Here is a 14,136-nt window from a genome sequence, read left to right as displayed (position 1 = left end):
ATCACGGGTCCCGCTAGGCCAACCACAACTTCACATCCACGCCTGATGGAAGTCCTACTTCTCCTCTGGATCGTGTGCGGGGGCGTCGGCGCCGCGATAACCAACTCGAAGAATCGCGGTGTGGGAGTTGGTCTAGTCCTCGGGTTGTTGCTCGGCATCATCGGCGTCCTCATCGCCGCATGCCTGTCCAAGGAGTTGCCGAAGCCACCTGCCGGGTTGATCGCCGTTCAGTGCCTGCGGTGCAACGCAAATCAGAATATTCCCGCCGGCCAACCTCATTACGAATGCTGGCAATGCCACACGACGATTGCCGCCCCAGGATTCCAGAACTACGTGCCACCCGCCGAGAAGACCCGCAAGGTGCGGTGCTTCAACTGCGACACCGTGCAGATGGTGTCACCGAGGGTCGCCACGGCAGCATGCCAGGACTGCGGCACGAAGATGAAGATGCCGGCACCGAAGACCGCCGGTTGAATGTCGATCGTTGGGACGTCGAGTCGATCGATTCAGGGCTGTGCCTCCTGAGCGCGCTGCGCGCCGACATACAACGGCTGCGCGGGTAATGCGTCACTAGACTGCACAGCATGAAAGCCGCACTTATCGCCATCGCCGCGGCGGTACTGCTGCTGGCGGGATGCAGCGGGTCACCCGACCCCGCCGAACTGAGCAACAAGGTGCGCGACTCCATGCAGGAGACGCTCACCAACGATCCGAACTTCTCCGACTACGACATGAGCGTCGTCAAGGTGACACTGGAGCAGCCTGACGGCGCCGAGTACAAGGGCGTCGCCACCGTCCGCACACCTAAGGGCACCGAGCGCGACGTCCCCGTTGAGGTCACCGCCGACGGATCCGACGTGCAGTGGCGAACCGAGCCGGGCGCGTTCACCTTCGCAGCGCAGGAAGTGTTCGACGGCGCGCCGTAGGCACTACCGCCGACCCAGGCAGCCTGACAGCATCGGGGAATGACCGACCGAATCGAAGTCCAGCGCGCCATTCCCGCTCCCCCGGCCGACGTCTTCGCCGTACTGTGCGATCCCCACGGACACGTCGCCATCGACGCCACCGGGATGCTTCAGGACGCCGACGGCGACGCGGTGTCCGCGGCCGGCGACAGCTTCGTCATCCACATGGATCGCGAGTCGCTCAACGACTTTCCGCTCGGCAAGTACGACGTGACCGTCCAGATCACCGAGTACGAGAGGGACCGTTTGATCGCCTGGACCATCGTCGGGAACATTAAGCCGCAGATCGGCCACGTGTACGGCTACCGACTCGAACCCGACAACGCCAACCCCGGCGGCACGCTGGTCACCTCGTTCTACGACTGGTCCGGCATCGACCAGCACTGGCGCGACGCCGCGATCTTCCCCGTCATCTCCGAGGCGGCGCTGCGCGGCACCCTGGGCATCCTCGATCGCACCGTCCGGCGCGGCTACCCCCGCGGCGAGAGAGCGTCAACTTAGGGTTGACGATTTCCGATCGTCAACCTACGGTTGACGCATGACCGAACCAGCCGACGCCACGCGCATCACCAACCCCGTCAGCCTCGATGAGCTCATCACCGCCATCAAGAGAGTCCACGACCAGCCGCTCGAACAACTGACCGACGCCGTCCTGGCCGGCGAGGCCCTCGGCGAGGTGGCCGATCACCTCATCGGCCACTTCGTCGACCAGGCCCGCCGATCGGGCGCGTCGTGGACCGAGATCGGCAAGTGCATGGGCGTCACCAAGCAGGCCGCCCAGAAGCGATTCGTCCCCAAGGCCGAGGCATCCCCGCTCGACCCGAACGAGGGCTTCAACAGGTTCACCCCACGCGCCCGCAATGTCGTCGTCGAATCCCAGAACACCGCCCACGCCGCTGGTAACAACCAGATAGGACCGGAGCACATCCTGCTCGCGCTGTTCGCCGACTCCGAGTCGCTCGCGGTGACACTGCTGCGCGGACAGGGCGTCGACGCCGCCGCGGTCGCGACCGTGGTGACCCTGCCCCCGCGGGTCGACGACATGCCCGCCCTCATCCCCTTCAGCGGACCCGCCAAGAAGGTGCTCGAATTGACGTTCCGCGAAGCACTTCGCCTGGGACACAACTACATCGGCACCGAGCACATCCTGCTCGCCCTGTTGGAGAGCGAGGGCGATCAGGGACCGCTGCACGATCTCGGCGTCGACAAGCAGCGTGTCGAGACCGAACTCGTCGACGCGCTGCGGTCGATCACGGGAGCCGACGGGGAATGAAACGCGCGCCGCGACCGTAGGACACGGTATGAGACTCGACGACTCCGCCCGCACGCTCATCGGTTCCGGCGCCGATGCCACGCTGGTCACCATCAACGCCGACGGCAGCCCGCAGGTGTCGATGGTGTGGGTGGCACTGCAGTCGACCGATGACGGTGACGAACTGGTCAGCGCGCACCTGGCCGAGTACCAGAAGACCCGCAACATCCGCCGCGACCCGCGCGTCGCCCTCACCATCGCGGCTCCGACCCAACCCGGTCAGCAGACCCCGTACCTGGCAATACGCGGTACCGCACGCATCGTCGAGGGCGGCGCGCCCGAACTTCTCACCGACCTGGCGCAGACGATGCTCGGCTCCAGCGAGCACTTCCCGCCACCCAATTCGCCGGCGGGTCTGCTGACCCGGGTGCGCATCGACAGGGTCGGCGGCGTGGGCCCCTGGGCATCCTGACCACTGAATCCGTCGTCGCCGCTGCACCGATGTGCCATCATGCGAGGCAGCAACGGAAGCGGTGGGCGATGAGGAGTGGGAATTCAATGGGTGTTCAGGCGAAGCACATCGGTCGACGCATGTTCGTCCTCCTCATCGCCACGATGGCCGCCCTCGGTCTCGCCGTCGCACCTCCGGCGGCCGCGGACCTGATTCCCATCGGGAACCTGAACCAGACGCTGCGCGTCGAGTACAAGGGCCTCGTCGCCGACGTCACGGTGCACGACGTGCTTCCCACCCCACCACCACCGGGCTACATCCCCACCGGATCGCCGCGCTGGCGCGACCAGGGTGGCCCGTGGCGGGCGGCCGTGACCGTGCATATCATCCAGACGCCCAGCCCGTTCGCCGCGTCACTGATGTTCGCGTTCAACGGAAACACCCCCTACGGGGACTCGTACGGGCCCAAGAACACCGACGCCCCCGACGCGCTGACCACGGCGCTGCAGAACGCTCCGGCCGGCGCGACGGTCAGCGGAGGCGTGTACTGGCAGGTCTACCGGGACCTCGTCACCAACGTCGTCCTGATCAACCCGCAGTCGGGCATGCAACTGGCCCAGTGGAACATCTGGCAGCCGGGCACACCGCTCCCCTGACCACCGTGCCCGTCGAGGTCTCCACTCCCGGCGACGCGGATCTGGCGGAACTCGCCGACGTCGCGGCGCGCACCTTCCCGCTGGCCTGCCCCGCGTCGGCGACGGCCGACAACATCGCGGCATTCATCGCCGAGAACCTGTCCAGGGATCGCTTCGGCGAGTACCTCACCGACCCCGATCGCGCGGTGCTCGTCGGTCGCGACGGCGACCGAATCGTGGGCTATGCCATCCTGATTCGAGGCGTCGGCAGCGACGCCGACGTCCAACGCGCGGTGACCACCGAACCGGCGGTGGAACTGTCCAAGATGTATGTGCTGCCCGACGCGCACGGGGCAGGCGCGTCCGCGGCCCTCATGACCGCCGCACTGGGCCGGGCCCGCGAACTCGGTGCCGCCGCCGTCTGGCTCGGCGTCAACCAGAACAATCAACGCGCGCAACGGTTCTACGCCAAGCACGGGTTCAGCGTCGCCGGCACCAAGACCTTCCGGCTCGGCGAGGGCCTCGAGAACGACTACGTGATGGTGCGCACGCTCTGAACGAGCGCGGCTACTCCCGGCCTGCGTGGGTCAGCGCGAGCAGACGCGACGTGGCCCGCAGGTACTTCTTGCGGTAGCCGCCCGCCAGCATCTCCTCGCTGAACACGGTGTCGATCTTGGAGCCCGAGGCCGTCACCGGGATCCCCGCGTCATAGAGCCGGTCGGTCAGCGACACCAGCCGCAGTGCCACGCTCTGGTCATCCAGCGGGTGGACCCCGGTGATGAACACCCCCGTCACGCCCTCGATCAGCGCCTGATAGCGCGACGGGTGCATGGTTGCCAGATGCGCACACAGCGCGTCGAAGTCATCCAGGGTCGCGCCCGCCACCCCGGCCGCGCGCGCCCGCACCTCCTCATCGCTCGGCAGCTGCGGCGCCGGCGGCAGGTCGCGATGCCGGTAGTCCGGACCCTCGATACGCACGGTCGTGAAGATCTGCGACAACGCGGCGATCTCCCGCATGAAGTCCTGGGCGGCGAACCGCCCCTCCCCCAGTTGCTCGGGCAGGGTGTTGGACGTCGCCGCGATCGACACACCGCGCTCCACCAGCGCCGACAGCAGCCGCGAGATGAGCGTCGTGTTCCCCGGATCATCGAGTTCGAACTCGTCGATGCACACCACCACGTAATCGGCCAACAGGTCGATGCACTCGACGAAGCCGAAAACCCCTGCCAGCTGGGTCAATTCACCGAACGTCGCGAACGCCGCCGGCCCGGTATCCGCTGCCGACAACCGGTAGTACGTCGATGCCAGCAGGTGGGTCTTGCCGACACCGAACCCACCGTCGAGGTACACCCCGACACCCGGAAGCACCTCACGCTTGCCGAACATCTTCTTCTTGCCCGCCCGACGCAGCACGGCCTCATCGCAGAACTGCTGGCACAACTTCACGGCGGCGGCCTGTGACGGCTCACCCGGATCGGGCCGGTAGGTGTCGAAGGCGACGTCGGCGAAGGTCGGCGGCGGAACCAACTGCGCGACCAGCCGCTCAGGTGTCACCTTGGGCTGCCGATCGGTGAGATGAGTAATGCCCGTGGCCCCGTTCATGCAGGCACCCTATCGACGTGTTGCAATTAATCCCGTGTCCGATGCCCACGCTGCGACGGAGCTCACAGAGCTGAAGGCGATCGGCGCGTCGTTCGAGGCCGACGACGACCGCCTCGCCAGCTACTACTCCTACCCCGACGACCTGGGCAGATGCTGGGTGCGGGCCAATATGATCGCCAGCCTCGACGGCGGCGCCACCGACGACGGCACCGTGGGTGGCCTGGCCGGGGTCGGTGACCGCGCGCTGTTCGCGAGGATGCGGCAGGAGTCCGACGTGATCCTGGTCGGGGCGGCCACGGTGCGCATCGAGAACTACTCGGGGGCACAGGTGTCGGCCGCCCAGCGATTGGCGCGCCACCACCGCGGGCAGGCCGAGGTGCCGCCCATCGCCGTCGTCACCCACACCGCCGACTTCGACCACGACGCGAAGCTGTTCACCCGCTCCGAGGTGCCGCCGCTCATCCTGACCTGCCGCGAGACCGTCGCGGAGGCCCGTCGCCGCCTCGGCGGGCTGGCCGAGGTGCTCGACGCCTCAGGCCGCCACACCGACCGTGTCGACCCGGCATCGGTGTTGGAGATCCTGGCCGATCGAGGACTGCGCCGCGTGCTCACCGAGGGCGGCCCCCAACTGTTGAGCCTGTTCATCGAGCACGACCTGATCGACGAACTGTGCGTGACGATCGCGCCGATCCTGGTCGGCGGGCAGGCCCGGCGCATCGCCACCGGTTCGGGTGAGGTGCACACCCGCATGCGTCGCAGCCACCTGCTCACCGACCCCGAGGGTTACCTGTACACCCGCTACGTCAAGGCCAACGAGGACCGTTGAGCCCGATCGCTACTGTGGTCAGCATGTATCGGCGTCGTCACCCTCTCCGGGCTCTGTGCCTTGCGACCGTCACGGTGACCGTTCTGGCCGGATGTGCGCCGATCCTGGCCGCCAACCCCCGCTACGCCACCGACTCCGGTGCGCGCCCGCAGGGCGCACCGGAGACCACAGAGACCCCCAAGGGACCGCCTCCCATCGAGGTCCCCAAGAACGAGCTGTCCTGGCGCGACTGCACGTCGCGGATGTTCAGTGTCGCCAGCGTGGCACCGCCGCCCGGGGTGAGCCTGGATTGCGCCGAGTACGACTCCCCCCTGGACTCCATCAACGGCGCCTCCGGAACGCTGAGCATCGGGGTGGTGCGGGCCAAGTCCGTGGGTACCCCGTCCGACGCGGGCCCCCTGGTGATGACAACCGGCACCGACATCCCGTCGTCCGTGCAGCTGCCGGTGTGGTTGTCACGCAATGGAACCGACGTGCTCAAGACCAACCCGGTCGTGGCCGTCGATCGCCGCGGCATGGGAGTGTCCGGCGAAATCGACTGCCGCGACCTGTACGACCGCCAGGAGATGCTCGACCAGGCGCAGTTCGAATCGGGTGATGACCCCGTCGCCAACCTGGGTTCCATCGTGCAGACCGCCACCACCAGCTGCACCGACACCATCGCCCCCGGCGACTCCGCCTACGACAACGCGCACGCCGCCGAGGACCTCGAACGGCTCCGCAGCACCTGGGACGTCCCGACGCTGGCGGTTCTCGGCATCGGCAACGGCGCCCAGGTGGCGCTGGCCTACGCCGGGTCACACCCCAACAAGCTCTCGCGCCTCGTCCTGGACTCACCGCTGCCCCTGGCTGTGGGCGCCGAGTCCGCCGCCGAACAGCGGGTGAAGGGACAGCAGGCCGCGCTGGAGGCATTCGCCTCCCAGTGCGCGGCCACCGCGTGCGCGCTGGGCCCCGACCCCAAGGGCGCCGTCGACGCCATGCTGGCCGCCGCCCGGGACGGACGTGGGCCCGCGAGCGCCTCGGTGGCGACCCTCACCGACGCCATCGTCACCGCGCTTGGCTTCCCCAGGGGTGACCGCGTCGCCTCCACCAACGCACTGGCCGGCACGCTGGCCGCCGCCCGCGGCGGGGACACCGGCGGGCTCAACGCACTGATCTCGCAGGCCGAGTCGATGCGCCAGTCCGACGGACAGTTCGTGAACTCGTGCAGCGACGCGCTGAACCGGCCGACGCCCGACCGGGTCCGCGAACTGGTGGTGGCGTGGGGCAAGCTCTACCCGCAGTTCGGCAGCGTGGGCGCGCTCAACCTGGTCGACTGCCTGAACTGGCCCAGCAGCACGCCGCCCAAGGAGCCCAAGGGCCTGGAGATCCCGGTCCTGCTGCTCGGCGTGCAGAACGATCCGATTGTCGGCAATGAGGGCGTGGCCGCCGTCGCCGCCACCGCCATCAACGCGGGGGCATCCAACCGACGGGTGATCTGGCAGGGCATCGGCCACGGCGCGTCGATCTACTCGCAGTGCGCCCTGTCACCGGTGCAGGCCTACCTGGCCAGCGGCACCCTGCCGGGCACCGACACGTACTGCCCCGCCTAGCAGGACCCCCACCGGCTTCGTTATAGGGTTCGCGGGTGGCGGTACCCGAATCCCTCCTGAGCGCCTTCCGGCCCCGCACCTCCCCACCCAGCGTTGCGACGGTGCTGCGTTCGGTGTTGTGGCCCATCGCGATCCTGTCGATCTTCCACCGCAGCTACGTGCTGGCGACCAACGGCTACATCACCGACGACTTCGGTCCCGTCTACCGCGCCGTCATCAACTTCAAGCTCGGCTGGGACATCTACAACGAGAACTTCCAGCACGTCGACCCGCACTACCTGTACCCGCCGGGTGGCACGTTGCTGCTGGCACCGTTCGGCTACCTGCCCGTCGACGCGTCCCGGTACTGGTTCATCTTCTTCAACACCGTGGCGATCCTGCTGGCCGCGTACTTCCTGCTGCGACTGTTCAAGTACTCGATGGCCTCGGTGGCGGCTCCGGCGTTGATCCTGGCGATGTTCGTCACCGAATCCGTCACCAGCACACTCGTTTACACCAACATCAACGGCTGCATCCTGCTGGGCGAGGTGCTGTTCCTGATGTGGCTGCTCGACGGCCGACGCAACCGCGAGTGGCTGGCCGGTATCGCCATCGGCCTGACCCTGGTGGTCAAACCGTCCTTGGCGCCGCTACTGCTCCTGCCTGTGCTGAATCGTCAGTGGCGACCACTGGTCGGCGCGTTCGGCGTGCCGCTGGTCTTCAACGCCGTGGCGTGGCCGATGGTCAGCGACCCGATGAACTTCATCCACCGCACCGTGCCCTACATCCTGAGCACCCGCGACTACTTCAACTCATCCATCCTCGGCAACGGCATCTACTACGGCCTGCCGATGTGGCTGATCCTGGCCATGCGCATTCTGTTCGCGCTGCTGGCCCTCGGCAGTCTGGTACTGCTGTACCGCTACTACCGCACCCGCGACCCGCTGTTCTGGTTGCTGACGTCCTCCGGTGTGCTGCTCATCGCGTCCTACCTGGTGACGTCGCTGGGCCAGGGCTACTACTCGATGATGCTGTTCCCGTTCCTGATGACGGTGGTGCTGAAGAACTCGGTGATCCGCAATTGGCCTGCGTGGCTGGCGATATACGGGTTCATGACGATGGACCGCTACCTGCTCGCGCACTGGCCCACCACCGGCCGCTTCCTGGAGTACATGAAGATCACCTACGGCTGGTCGCTGATGCTGATCGTGGTGTTCTGCGTGCTCTACTTCCGTTATCTCGACGCCAAGGCCGACGGCCGCCTCGAGGACGGTATCGATCCGCCGTGGATGACGGACGATGGAGAGCGCGCTAGCGTTAAGGCATGAGCCCCAAAGTTGAACTGACCGACGATGAGTGGCGCGCGAAGCTCACCCCCGACGAGTACGCGGTACTTCGCCAGGCGGGCACCGAGCGGCCCTTCACCGGCGAGTACACCGACACCAAGACCGAGGGCGTCTATCAGTGCCGCGCCTGCGGCACCGAACTCTTCCGCAGCACCGAGAAGTTCGAATCCCACTGCGGCTGGCCGTCGTTCTTCGACCCGGCCGACTCCGACGCGGTCATCCTCAAGACCGACGACTCGATGGGCATGCGTCGCGTCGAGGTGATCTGCGCGAACTGCCACAGCCACCTCGGGCACGTCTTCGAGGGTGAGGGCTACCCGACCCCGACTAACCAGCGGTACTGCATCAACTCCATCTCGCTGAAGCTGGTGCCCGCGCAATCCTGACGCGTCAGGGCAGTCGGGTGACCAGGTCCTCGACTGCGACGCGCGGGCCGGTGAAGAACGGCGTCTCCTCGCGGACGTGGCGGCGCGCATCGGTGTAGCGCAGCTTCCACATCAGCTCGACGATCCGACCCAGATCCGGGCCCTCGAAAGCCAGGATCCACTCGTAGTCGCCGAGCGCGAAGGCGGGCACGGTGTTGGCCCGGACATCCGGGTACTCGCGGCCGGCCATGCCGTGCTCGACGAGCATCTTGCGGCGCTCGTCATCGGGCAGCAGGTACCACTCCAGTGATCGCACGAACGGGTACACGCAGATGTAGTCGCCGGGATCCTCACCCGCGATGAACGCGGGAACGTGGCTCTTGTTGAACTCGGCGGGCCGGTGCAGAGCCACGGCACTCCACACCGGGTCGCTGACCAGACCGAGTCCGGTGCGACGGAACGCCCGGTAGGTCGCCTGCAGAGACTCCACTCGTTCGGCGTGCGTCCAGATCATGAAGTCGGCGTCCGCGCGGAACCCCGCAACGTCATACAGGCCCCGCACGACGACGCCGTCGGCCTCCTGTTGTTTGAGGAAGGTCGCCGCCTCTTCGATGACCGCAGAACGGTCATCCCCCAACGCCTCCGGTTGCACGGAGAACACCGACAGCATCATGTACCGGGTCATCGAGTTGAGCGCGTCGTAGTCGAGCTTGGCCATGGCTCCATCGTGCCACGTCCGATATGGGCTACTCGGCGGCGGTGGCGACCGCCACAGACGCCGCCGCCCTGGTGCCCGACGCCACGCAGGCGGGCACGCCGATACCGTCGAGGTAGCCGCCCGCCACCGCGACCGTCGGCGGCAGACCGGCACGCAACTGCGCGACCAGATCTGCGTGGCCAGGACCGTACTGCGGCATCGCATCGATCCACCGCTGCACGAGGCAGTCCTCCGGATCGGGCCGAATCCCGAACAGATCGGCCAAGTCGTCGGCCGCCCACGACAACAGCTCCTCGTCGCTGGTGTTGCGGGCCAGGCTGTCGCCGAACCTCCCGAACGACAACCGCAGCAGCTCGACGTTGCCGCGACGGCCCCATTTACGTGAGGTCAGCGTTATCGCCTTGGCGTGCAACCGTTCCGCGCTGGCCACCAGCACACCCGACTGCTCGGGCAGCGGCGTCCCGCCGGGGAGCGCCAACACCACCAGCGCCGTGGACGCCACCGCGATGCGCCTGGCCGCCGCCGCGGTGCTCGGCGCGAACGGTTCCACGATTCCCGGTAGCAGCGGCGCAGGGACGGCGATCACGACGGCATCAGCGTGGCTGTGCCCGCCGTCGTCGTCGATCAGGGTCCAGCCGCGACCAGCCCCCTCGATGCGCCGCACCCCCACCTGCGCCCAGCCGAACCCGGCCCGCCGGATCAACTCGTCGACCAGTACGCGGTAGCCGCCGTCGACAGCGCCGAACACCGAGCCGGCGCCCGGCGGTGGCCCCAGTCCCGAGGTGGCCTCCCGCACCGCATCGGTCAGGCTGCGCGCGCCACGGTCGAGCGCCGCAGCCAACGTCGGCACCGACGACCGCAGGCCAATGGTCGCCGCCGACCCCGCGTACACCCCCGCCAGCAGCGGGTCGACCGAACGGGCCACGACCTGACTCCCGAACCGGTCCCCGACCAACTCGGCAACCGCCGGGTCCGCCCCGCGACGCCACGGCAGGGGGCGCGCCCGTTCGTCGGCGATTCGCGCAACGGTTGAGGCGTCGACCAGCCCGGTCATCGATGCGGCGTTCGCCGGAATGCCCTGCAACGTGCCCTGCGGCATGGGATGCAGTCGCCCGCCCGCGAAGATCAGCGGTCGCACGCCGGTCGTGCCGACCTGCCGACCCGCCAGTCCGAGTTCGGCCAGCAGCGCCGGGACCTCCGGGCGGCGCGCGATGAACGCCTCCGCGCCGACGTCCACGGTCTGGCCGCCGACCTGTTCGGTGCGCAGCACACCGCCGAGCCGGTCGGCGGGGTCGAACAGGGCTATCAATGCATCGGGGCCCGCGGTCATCCTCAATCGGTAGGCCGCGACCAACCCCGAGATACCGCCCCCGACAACACAATAGGACGGTGGGCGCGACCGGACAGTCACAACGAGTGGACCAGCGCCACGGCATCGGAGATGATGCCCGGATCGGTGGCGGGCAGCACACCGTGCCCCAGGTTGAACACGTGGCCGGTGGCACCCGCGGCGATCGCGCGCCTGCCGTCGGCGACCACGGCGCGCACCGAACGCTCGACCGCCGGCCAGCCCGCCATCAGCACCACCGGGTCGAGGTTGCCCTGCAGCGCCTTGCCCGGACCCACCCGGGGCGCAGCGTCCGCCAGCGAGGTCCGCCAGTCCACCCCGACGACGTTGGCGCCGGCCTCCCCCATCGCACCGAGCAGTTCGGCGGTGCCGACCCCGAAGTGCGTCATCGGCACGCCGTCGTCGACGAGCGCCTCGAACACCCGGGTGCTGTGCGGCAGGACGAAGCTGCGGTAGTCGGCCAGCGACAGCGTGCCCGCCCAGGAGTCGAACAGCTGAATGGCGTCAACCCCCGCGTCCAGCTGCGCGCGCAGGAACGCGATCGTGACGTCGGTCAGCTTCGTCATGAGCGCGTGCCAGGTGTCGGGTTCGCCCAACATCATCGCCTTGGTCTTCTCGTGGTTGCGGCTCGGACCGCCCTCCACCAGGTAGGACGCCAGCGTGAACGGTGCGCCGGCAAACCCGATCAACGGCACGTCGCCCAGCGCGCCGGTCAGCAGGCCAATGGCGTCGACGACCGGCGAAACCTGCCCGGCGTCCAGCGGATGGACCGCGGCGACGTCGCCCGCGGTGCGGATCGGGTGCGCGATGACCGGCCCCACATCGGGCACGATGTCCAGGTCAATGCCGGCAGCGCGCAGTGGGACGACGATGTCGGAGAACAGAATCGCCGCGTCCACACCGTGCCGCCGCACGGGCTGCAACGTGATCTCGCAAATCAGTTCTGCGTCGAAGCAGGCCTGCATCATGGTGTTCTTCGCCCGCAGGGCGCGATACTCCGGCAGCGAACGCCCAGCCTGACGCATGAACCACACAGGCACGTGGCTTGGCTCGCGCCCGGACGCAGCGGCGAGATAGGGAGACTTGGGCAGGTCACGACGGGTATTCATCGGGGTCCATGCTGCCATGTCGGATGACTTCGGCGCGCCTGCGCCGTCACCAGGCGTGATCGGCTAGCGTCAAACGTCGTGACCTCCGCCGAACCGGCTCCATTCCGCGAAGCCGTCGCGGCGATGAGTGCGGCGATCGTACGGCCGGAGATCGAGCTCGGCCCGATCCGGCCGCCGCAGCGACTCGCACCGTTCAGCTACGCGCTGGGCGCCGAGGTCCGCCACCCCGAGACCGCGATCGTGCCCGAGCGCTCCGAGGGCGACGCCTTCGGTCGGCTCATCCTTCTGCACGACCCCGAGGGGGCCGAGGCCTGGGATGGCACCATGCGGCTGGTCGCCTACATCCAGGCCGACCTCGACTCCATGGAAGCCGTCGACCCGCTACTGCCCGAGGTGGCGTGGAGCTGGCTGGTCGACGCCCTCGAGTCCAACGCCGAACACGTGACCGCCCTCGGAGGCACGGTGACGGCGACGACATCGGTCCGCTACGGCGACATCTCCGGTCCGCCGCGTGCCCACCAACTCGAACTGCGGGCGTCGTGGACCGCGACGAACCTCGAGTTGGGTCCGCACGTCCAGGCATTCTGCGAGGTGCTCGAGCACGCCGCGGGTCTGCCGCCGGCGGGCGTGACCGACCTGACCTCCCGCCCGCGCGCCTGAGATGCCGGATACCCCCTCACCCGAGACGCAGACGCCCGGGGAAGACACCGAGCCCGAGGCCACACCACTGCTGGCCCCGGCCGACGGCGTGCCCCCGCTGGCCATCTATCCCAGTGACATCGAGAGGGCGGCAACGCTTCTCGCATCGGGCACCGGGCCGTTCGCCATCGACGCCGAGCGGGCGTCGGGCTTCCGCTACTCCAACCGCGCCTACCTGGTGCAGATCCGTCGCGAAGGCGCGGGCACCGTCCTGATCGACCCGGTCAACCACGGTGCCGATCCGCTGGCCACGATGGCGCCGGTGGCCGAGGTTTTGGCATCAGACGAGTGGATCCTGCACGCCGCCGACCAGGATCTGCCGTGTCTGGCCGAACTCGGCATGACCCCGCCGAGCCTGTACGACACCGAGCTGGCCGGACGACTCGCGGGCTTCGACCGGGTGAACCTGGCCGCGATGGTGCAGCGCCTGCTGGGCCTGCACCTGGTAAAGGGCCACGGCGCCGCGGACTGGTCCAAGCGCCCACTGCCCGCAGACTGGCTGAACTACGCCGCGTTGGACGTCGAGGTACTCGTCGAACTGCGCGCGGCCGTCGCGGCGGTTCTCGAGGAGCAGGGCAAGACCGAGTGGGCCGCCCAGGAATTCGAGTACCTCCGGACCTACATCGCCGCACCCACCCGGCGTGACCGCTGGCGTCGTACCTCGGGCATCCACAAGGTGCGCAACCCGCGCGCCCTGGCTGCGGTGCGGGAACTGTGGACCGCTCGCGACTCCATCGCCTCCCGGCGCGATATCGCACCGGGACGGATCCTGCCGGACTCGGCGATCGTGAACGCCGCCACCGCGGACCCCGACACCATCGAGAAGCTGATTGCCCTGCCGATCTTCGGTGGCAACAGGCAACGCCGCAGCGCGCAGGTGTGGCTGGACGCGCTGGCCCGGGCACGCACCACCGAGGATCTGCCCACATCGTCCGACCCGCAGACCGGTCCGCCGCCTGCCGCACGGTGGGCCCGCCGCAAGCCGGAGGCCGCCGCGCGTCTGGAGGCGGTACGGGCCGGCCTGGCCGACCTGTCGCAGCGGGTGAACGTGCCCAGCGAGAACCTCCTGACCCCCGACACCGTGCGACGGCTGTGCTGGGACTGGCAGCCGGTGCCGGACACCGCGGCGGTCGTCGAGGCGTTCCTGGCCGAGGCCGGTGCGCGGGCGTGGCAGCGCGAGTTGACCGTTCCCGTGCTCGCTCAGGCGTTGGAGACCGCGGCAAGCGCCGAGGCGTCGCAGGACTGACGC

Annotated in this window: 17 protein-coding genes; 13 read left to right on the top strand and 4 right to left on the bottom strand. The window is 68.5% G+C overall.

The genetic code is table 11. The features are described from left to right. The first annotated feature begins 45 nt into the window (after window positions 1-45). The 7 genes from ABIA65_RS24290 to ABIA65_RS24260 all read left to right on the top strand — a co-directional run bounded on the left by ABIA65_RS24290 (window position 46) and on the right by ABIA65_RS24260 (window position 3,860). Window positions 46-474 carry a hypothetical protein gene (locus ABIA65_RS24290; protein ID WP_354525134.1) on the top strand — a complete coding sequence of 143 codons (429 nt, stop codon included), beginning with the start codon at window positions 46-48 and terminating at the stop codon, window positions 472-474. A 110-nt stretch (window positions 475-584) separates the two neighbouring features. Beyond that, the gene (locus tag ABIA65_RS24285; RefSeq protein ID WP_354525133.1) at window positions 585-926 is read left to right on the top strand and encodes a hypothetical protein; all 342 of its coding nucleotides are present in this window, start codon (window positions 585-587) and stop codon (window positions 924-926) included. A 39-nt stretch (window positions 927-965) separates the two neighbouring features. Further along, window positions 966-1,466, top strand: coding sequence for an SRPBCC family protein (locus tag ABIA65_RS24280; RefSeq protein WP_354525132.1), 501 nt, complete (start codon window positions 966-968; stop codon window positions 1,464-1,466). Window positions 1,467-1,503: 37 nt separating this feature from the next. Then, window positions 1,504-2,238 (top strand): Clp protease N-terminal domain-containing protein, encoded by a 735-nt coding sequence (locus tag ABIA65_RS24275; protein ID WP_241399477.1) that lies wholly within the window; start codon window positions 1,504-1,506, stop codon window positions 2,236-2,238. Window positions 2,239-2,266: 28 nt separating this feature from the next. After that, a complete protein-coding gene (locus tag ABIA65_RS24270) occupies window positions 2,267-2,689 on the top strand; it encodes a PPOX class F420-dependent oxidoreductase (protein WP_241399478.1) in 423 nt (140 codons plus the stop codon). An 86-nt stretch (window positions 2,690-2,775) separates the two neighbouring features. Next, window positions 2,776-3,324 (top strand): hypothetical protein, encoded by a 549-nt coding sequence (locus ABIA65_RS24265; protein WP_241399479.1) that lies wholly within the window; start codon window positions 2,776-2,778, stop codon window positions 3,322-3,324. Continuing rightward, entirely contained in the window at window positions 3,321-3,860 is a 540-nt protein-coding gene (locus tag ABIA65_RS24260; RefSeq protein WP_502919612.1) for a GNAT family N-acetyltransferase, read from the top strand. Before ABIA65_RS24265 ends, ABIA65_RS24260 begins: the two co-directional genes overlap by 4 nt. A gap of 10 nt (window positions 3,861-3,870) precedes the next feature. On the opposite strand, the gene zapE is transcribed toward ABIA65_RS24260, so the two are convergent. After that, on the bottom strand, window positions 3,871-4,905 hold the full coding sequence (gene zapE / locus ABIA65_RS24255; protein WP_354525131.1) for a cell division protein ZapE: 1,035 nt from the start codon (window positions 4,903-4,905) through the stop codon (window positions 3,871-3,873). 34 nt (window positions 4,906-4,939) lie between these two features. Here zapE and ABIA65_RS24250 point away from each other — a divergent pair, with 34 nt between their 5' ends. Genes ABIA65_RS24250 through msrB form a run of 4 tightly spaced genes read left to right on the top strand, consistent with a single transcriptional unit; the run spans window position 4,940 to window position 9,034 of the window. Beyond that, window positions 4,940-5,731 carry a pyrimidine reductase family protein gene (locus ABIA65_RS24250; RefSeq protein ID WP_502919609.1) on the top strand — a complete coding sequence of 264 codons (792 nt, stop codon included), beginning with the start codon at window positions 4,940-4,942 and terminating at the stop codon, window positions 5,729-5,731. Window positions 5,732-5,754: 23 nt separating this feature from the next. Further along, window positions 5,755-7,323: an alpha/beta hydrolase gene (locus tag ABIA65_RS24245; protein ID WP_354525130.1), complete on the top strand. Its 1,569-nt coding sequence runs from the start codon at window positions 5,755-5,757 to the stop codon at window positions 7,321-7,323. Window positions 7,324-7,358: 35 nt separating this feature from the next. Further along, a complete protein-coding gene (gene aftC, locus ABIA65_RS24240) occupies window positions 7,359-8,630 on the top strand; it encodes an arabinofuranan 3-O-arabinosyltransferase (RefSeq protein WP_354525129.1) in 1,272 nt (423 codons plus the stop codon). Then, a complete protein-coding gene (gene msrB / locus ABIA65_RS24235; protein ID WP_354525128.1) occupies window positions 8,627-9,034 on the top strand; it encodes a peptide-methionine (R)-S-oxide reductase MsrB in 408 nt (135 codons plus the stop codon). Before aftC ends, msrB begins: the two co-directional genes overlap by 4 nt. Before the next feature lie 4 nt (window positions 9,035-9,038). Here msrB and hemQ read toward each other — a convergent pair whose 3' ends face one another. From hemQ to hemE, 3 genes are read right to left on the bottom strand one after another with little or no spacing between them, the layout of a single operon-like run. Beyond that, window positions 9,039-9,731 (bottom strand): hydrogen peroxide-dependent heme synthase, encoded by a 693-nt coding sequence (gene hemQ, locus ABIA65_RS24230; protein WP_354525127.1) that lies wholly within the window; start codon window positions 9,729-9,731, stop codon window positions 9,039-9,041. 28 nt (window positions 9,732-9,759) lie between these two features. Continuing rightward, on the bottom strand, window positions 9,760-11,142 hold the full coding sequence (locus tag ABIA65_RS24225; protein WP_354525126.1) for a protoporphyrinogen oxidase: 1,383 nt from the start codon (window positions 11,140-11,142) through the stop codon (window positions 9,760-9,762). Continuing rightward, window positions 11,139-12,188 (bottom strand): uroporphyrinogen decarboxylase, encoded by a 1,050-nt coding sequence (hemE, locus tag ABIA65_RS24220; RefSeq protein WP_354525125.1) that lies wholly within the window; start codon window positions 12,186-12,188, stop codon window positions 11,139-11,141. Before hemE ends, ABIA65_RS24225 begins: the two co-directional genes overlap by 4 nt. A 78-nt stretch (window positions 12,189-12,266) precedes the next feature. Here hemE and ABIA65_RS24215 point away from each other — a divergent pair, with 78 nt between their 5' ends. Both ABIA65_RS24215 and ABIA65_RS24210 read left to right on the top strand, forming a co-directional pair. Then, entirely contained in the window at window positions 12,267-12,848 is a 582-nt protein-coding gene (locus tag ABIA65_RS24215; RefSeq protein WP_241399487.1) for a DUF3000 domain-containing protein, read from the top strand. A gap of 1 nt (window position 12,849) precedes the next feature. Further along, the gene (locus ABIA65_RS24210) at window positions 12,850-14,133 is read left to right on the top strand and encodes an HRDC domain-containing protein (protein ID WP_354525124.1); all 1,284 of its coding nucleotides are present in this window, start codon (window positions 12,850-12,852) and stop codon (window positions 14,131-14,133) included. The last annotated feature ends 3 nt before the right edge of the window (window positions 14,134-14,136 follow it).

The sequence above is a fragment of the Mycolicibacterium sp. 624 genome, from assembly GCF_040548615.1.
Classification (GTDB): domain Bacteria; phylum Actinomycetota; class Actinomycetes; order Mycobacteriales; family Mycobacteriaceae; genus Mycobacterium.
The sequence above is the reverse complement of the archived record's forward strand: the minus strand, read 5'-3'. Positions and strand labels throughout refer to the sequence as shown.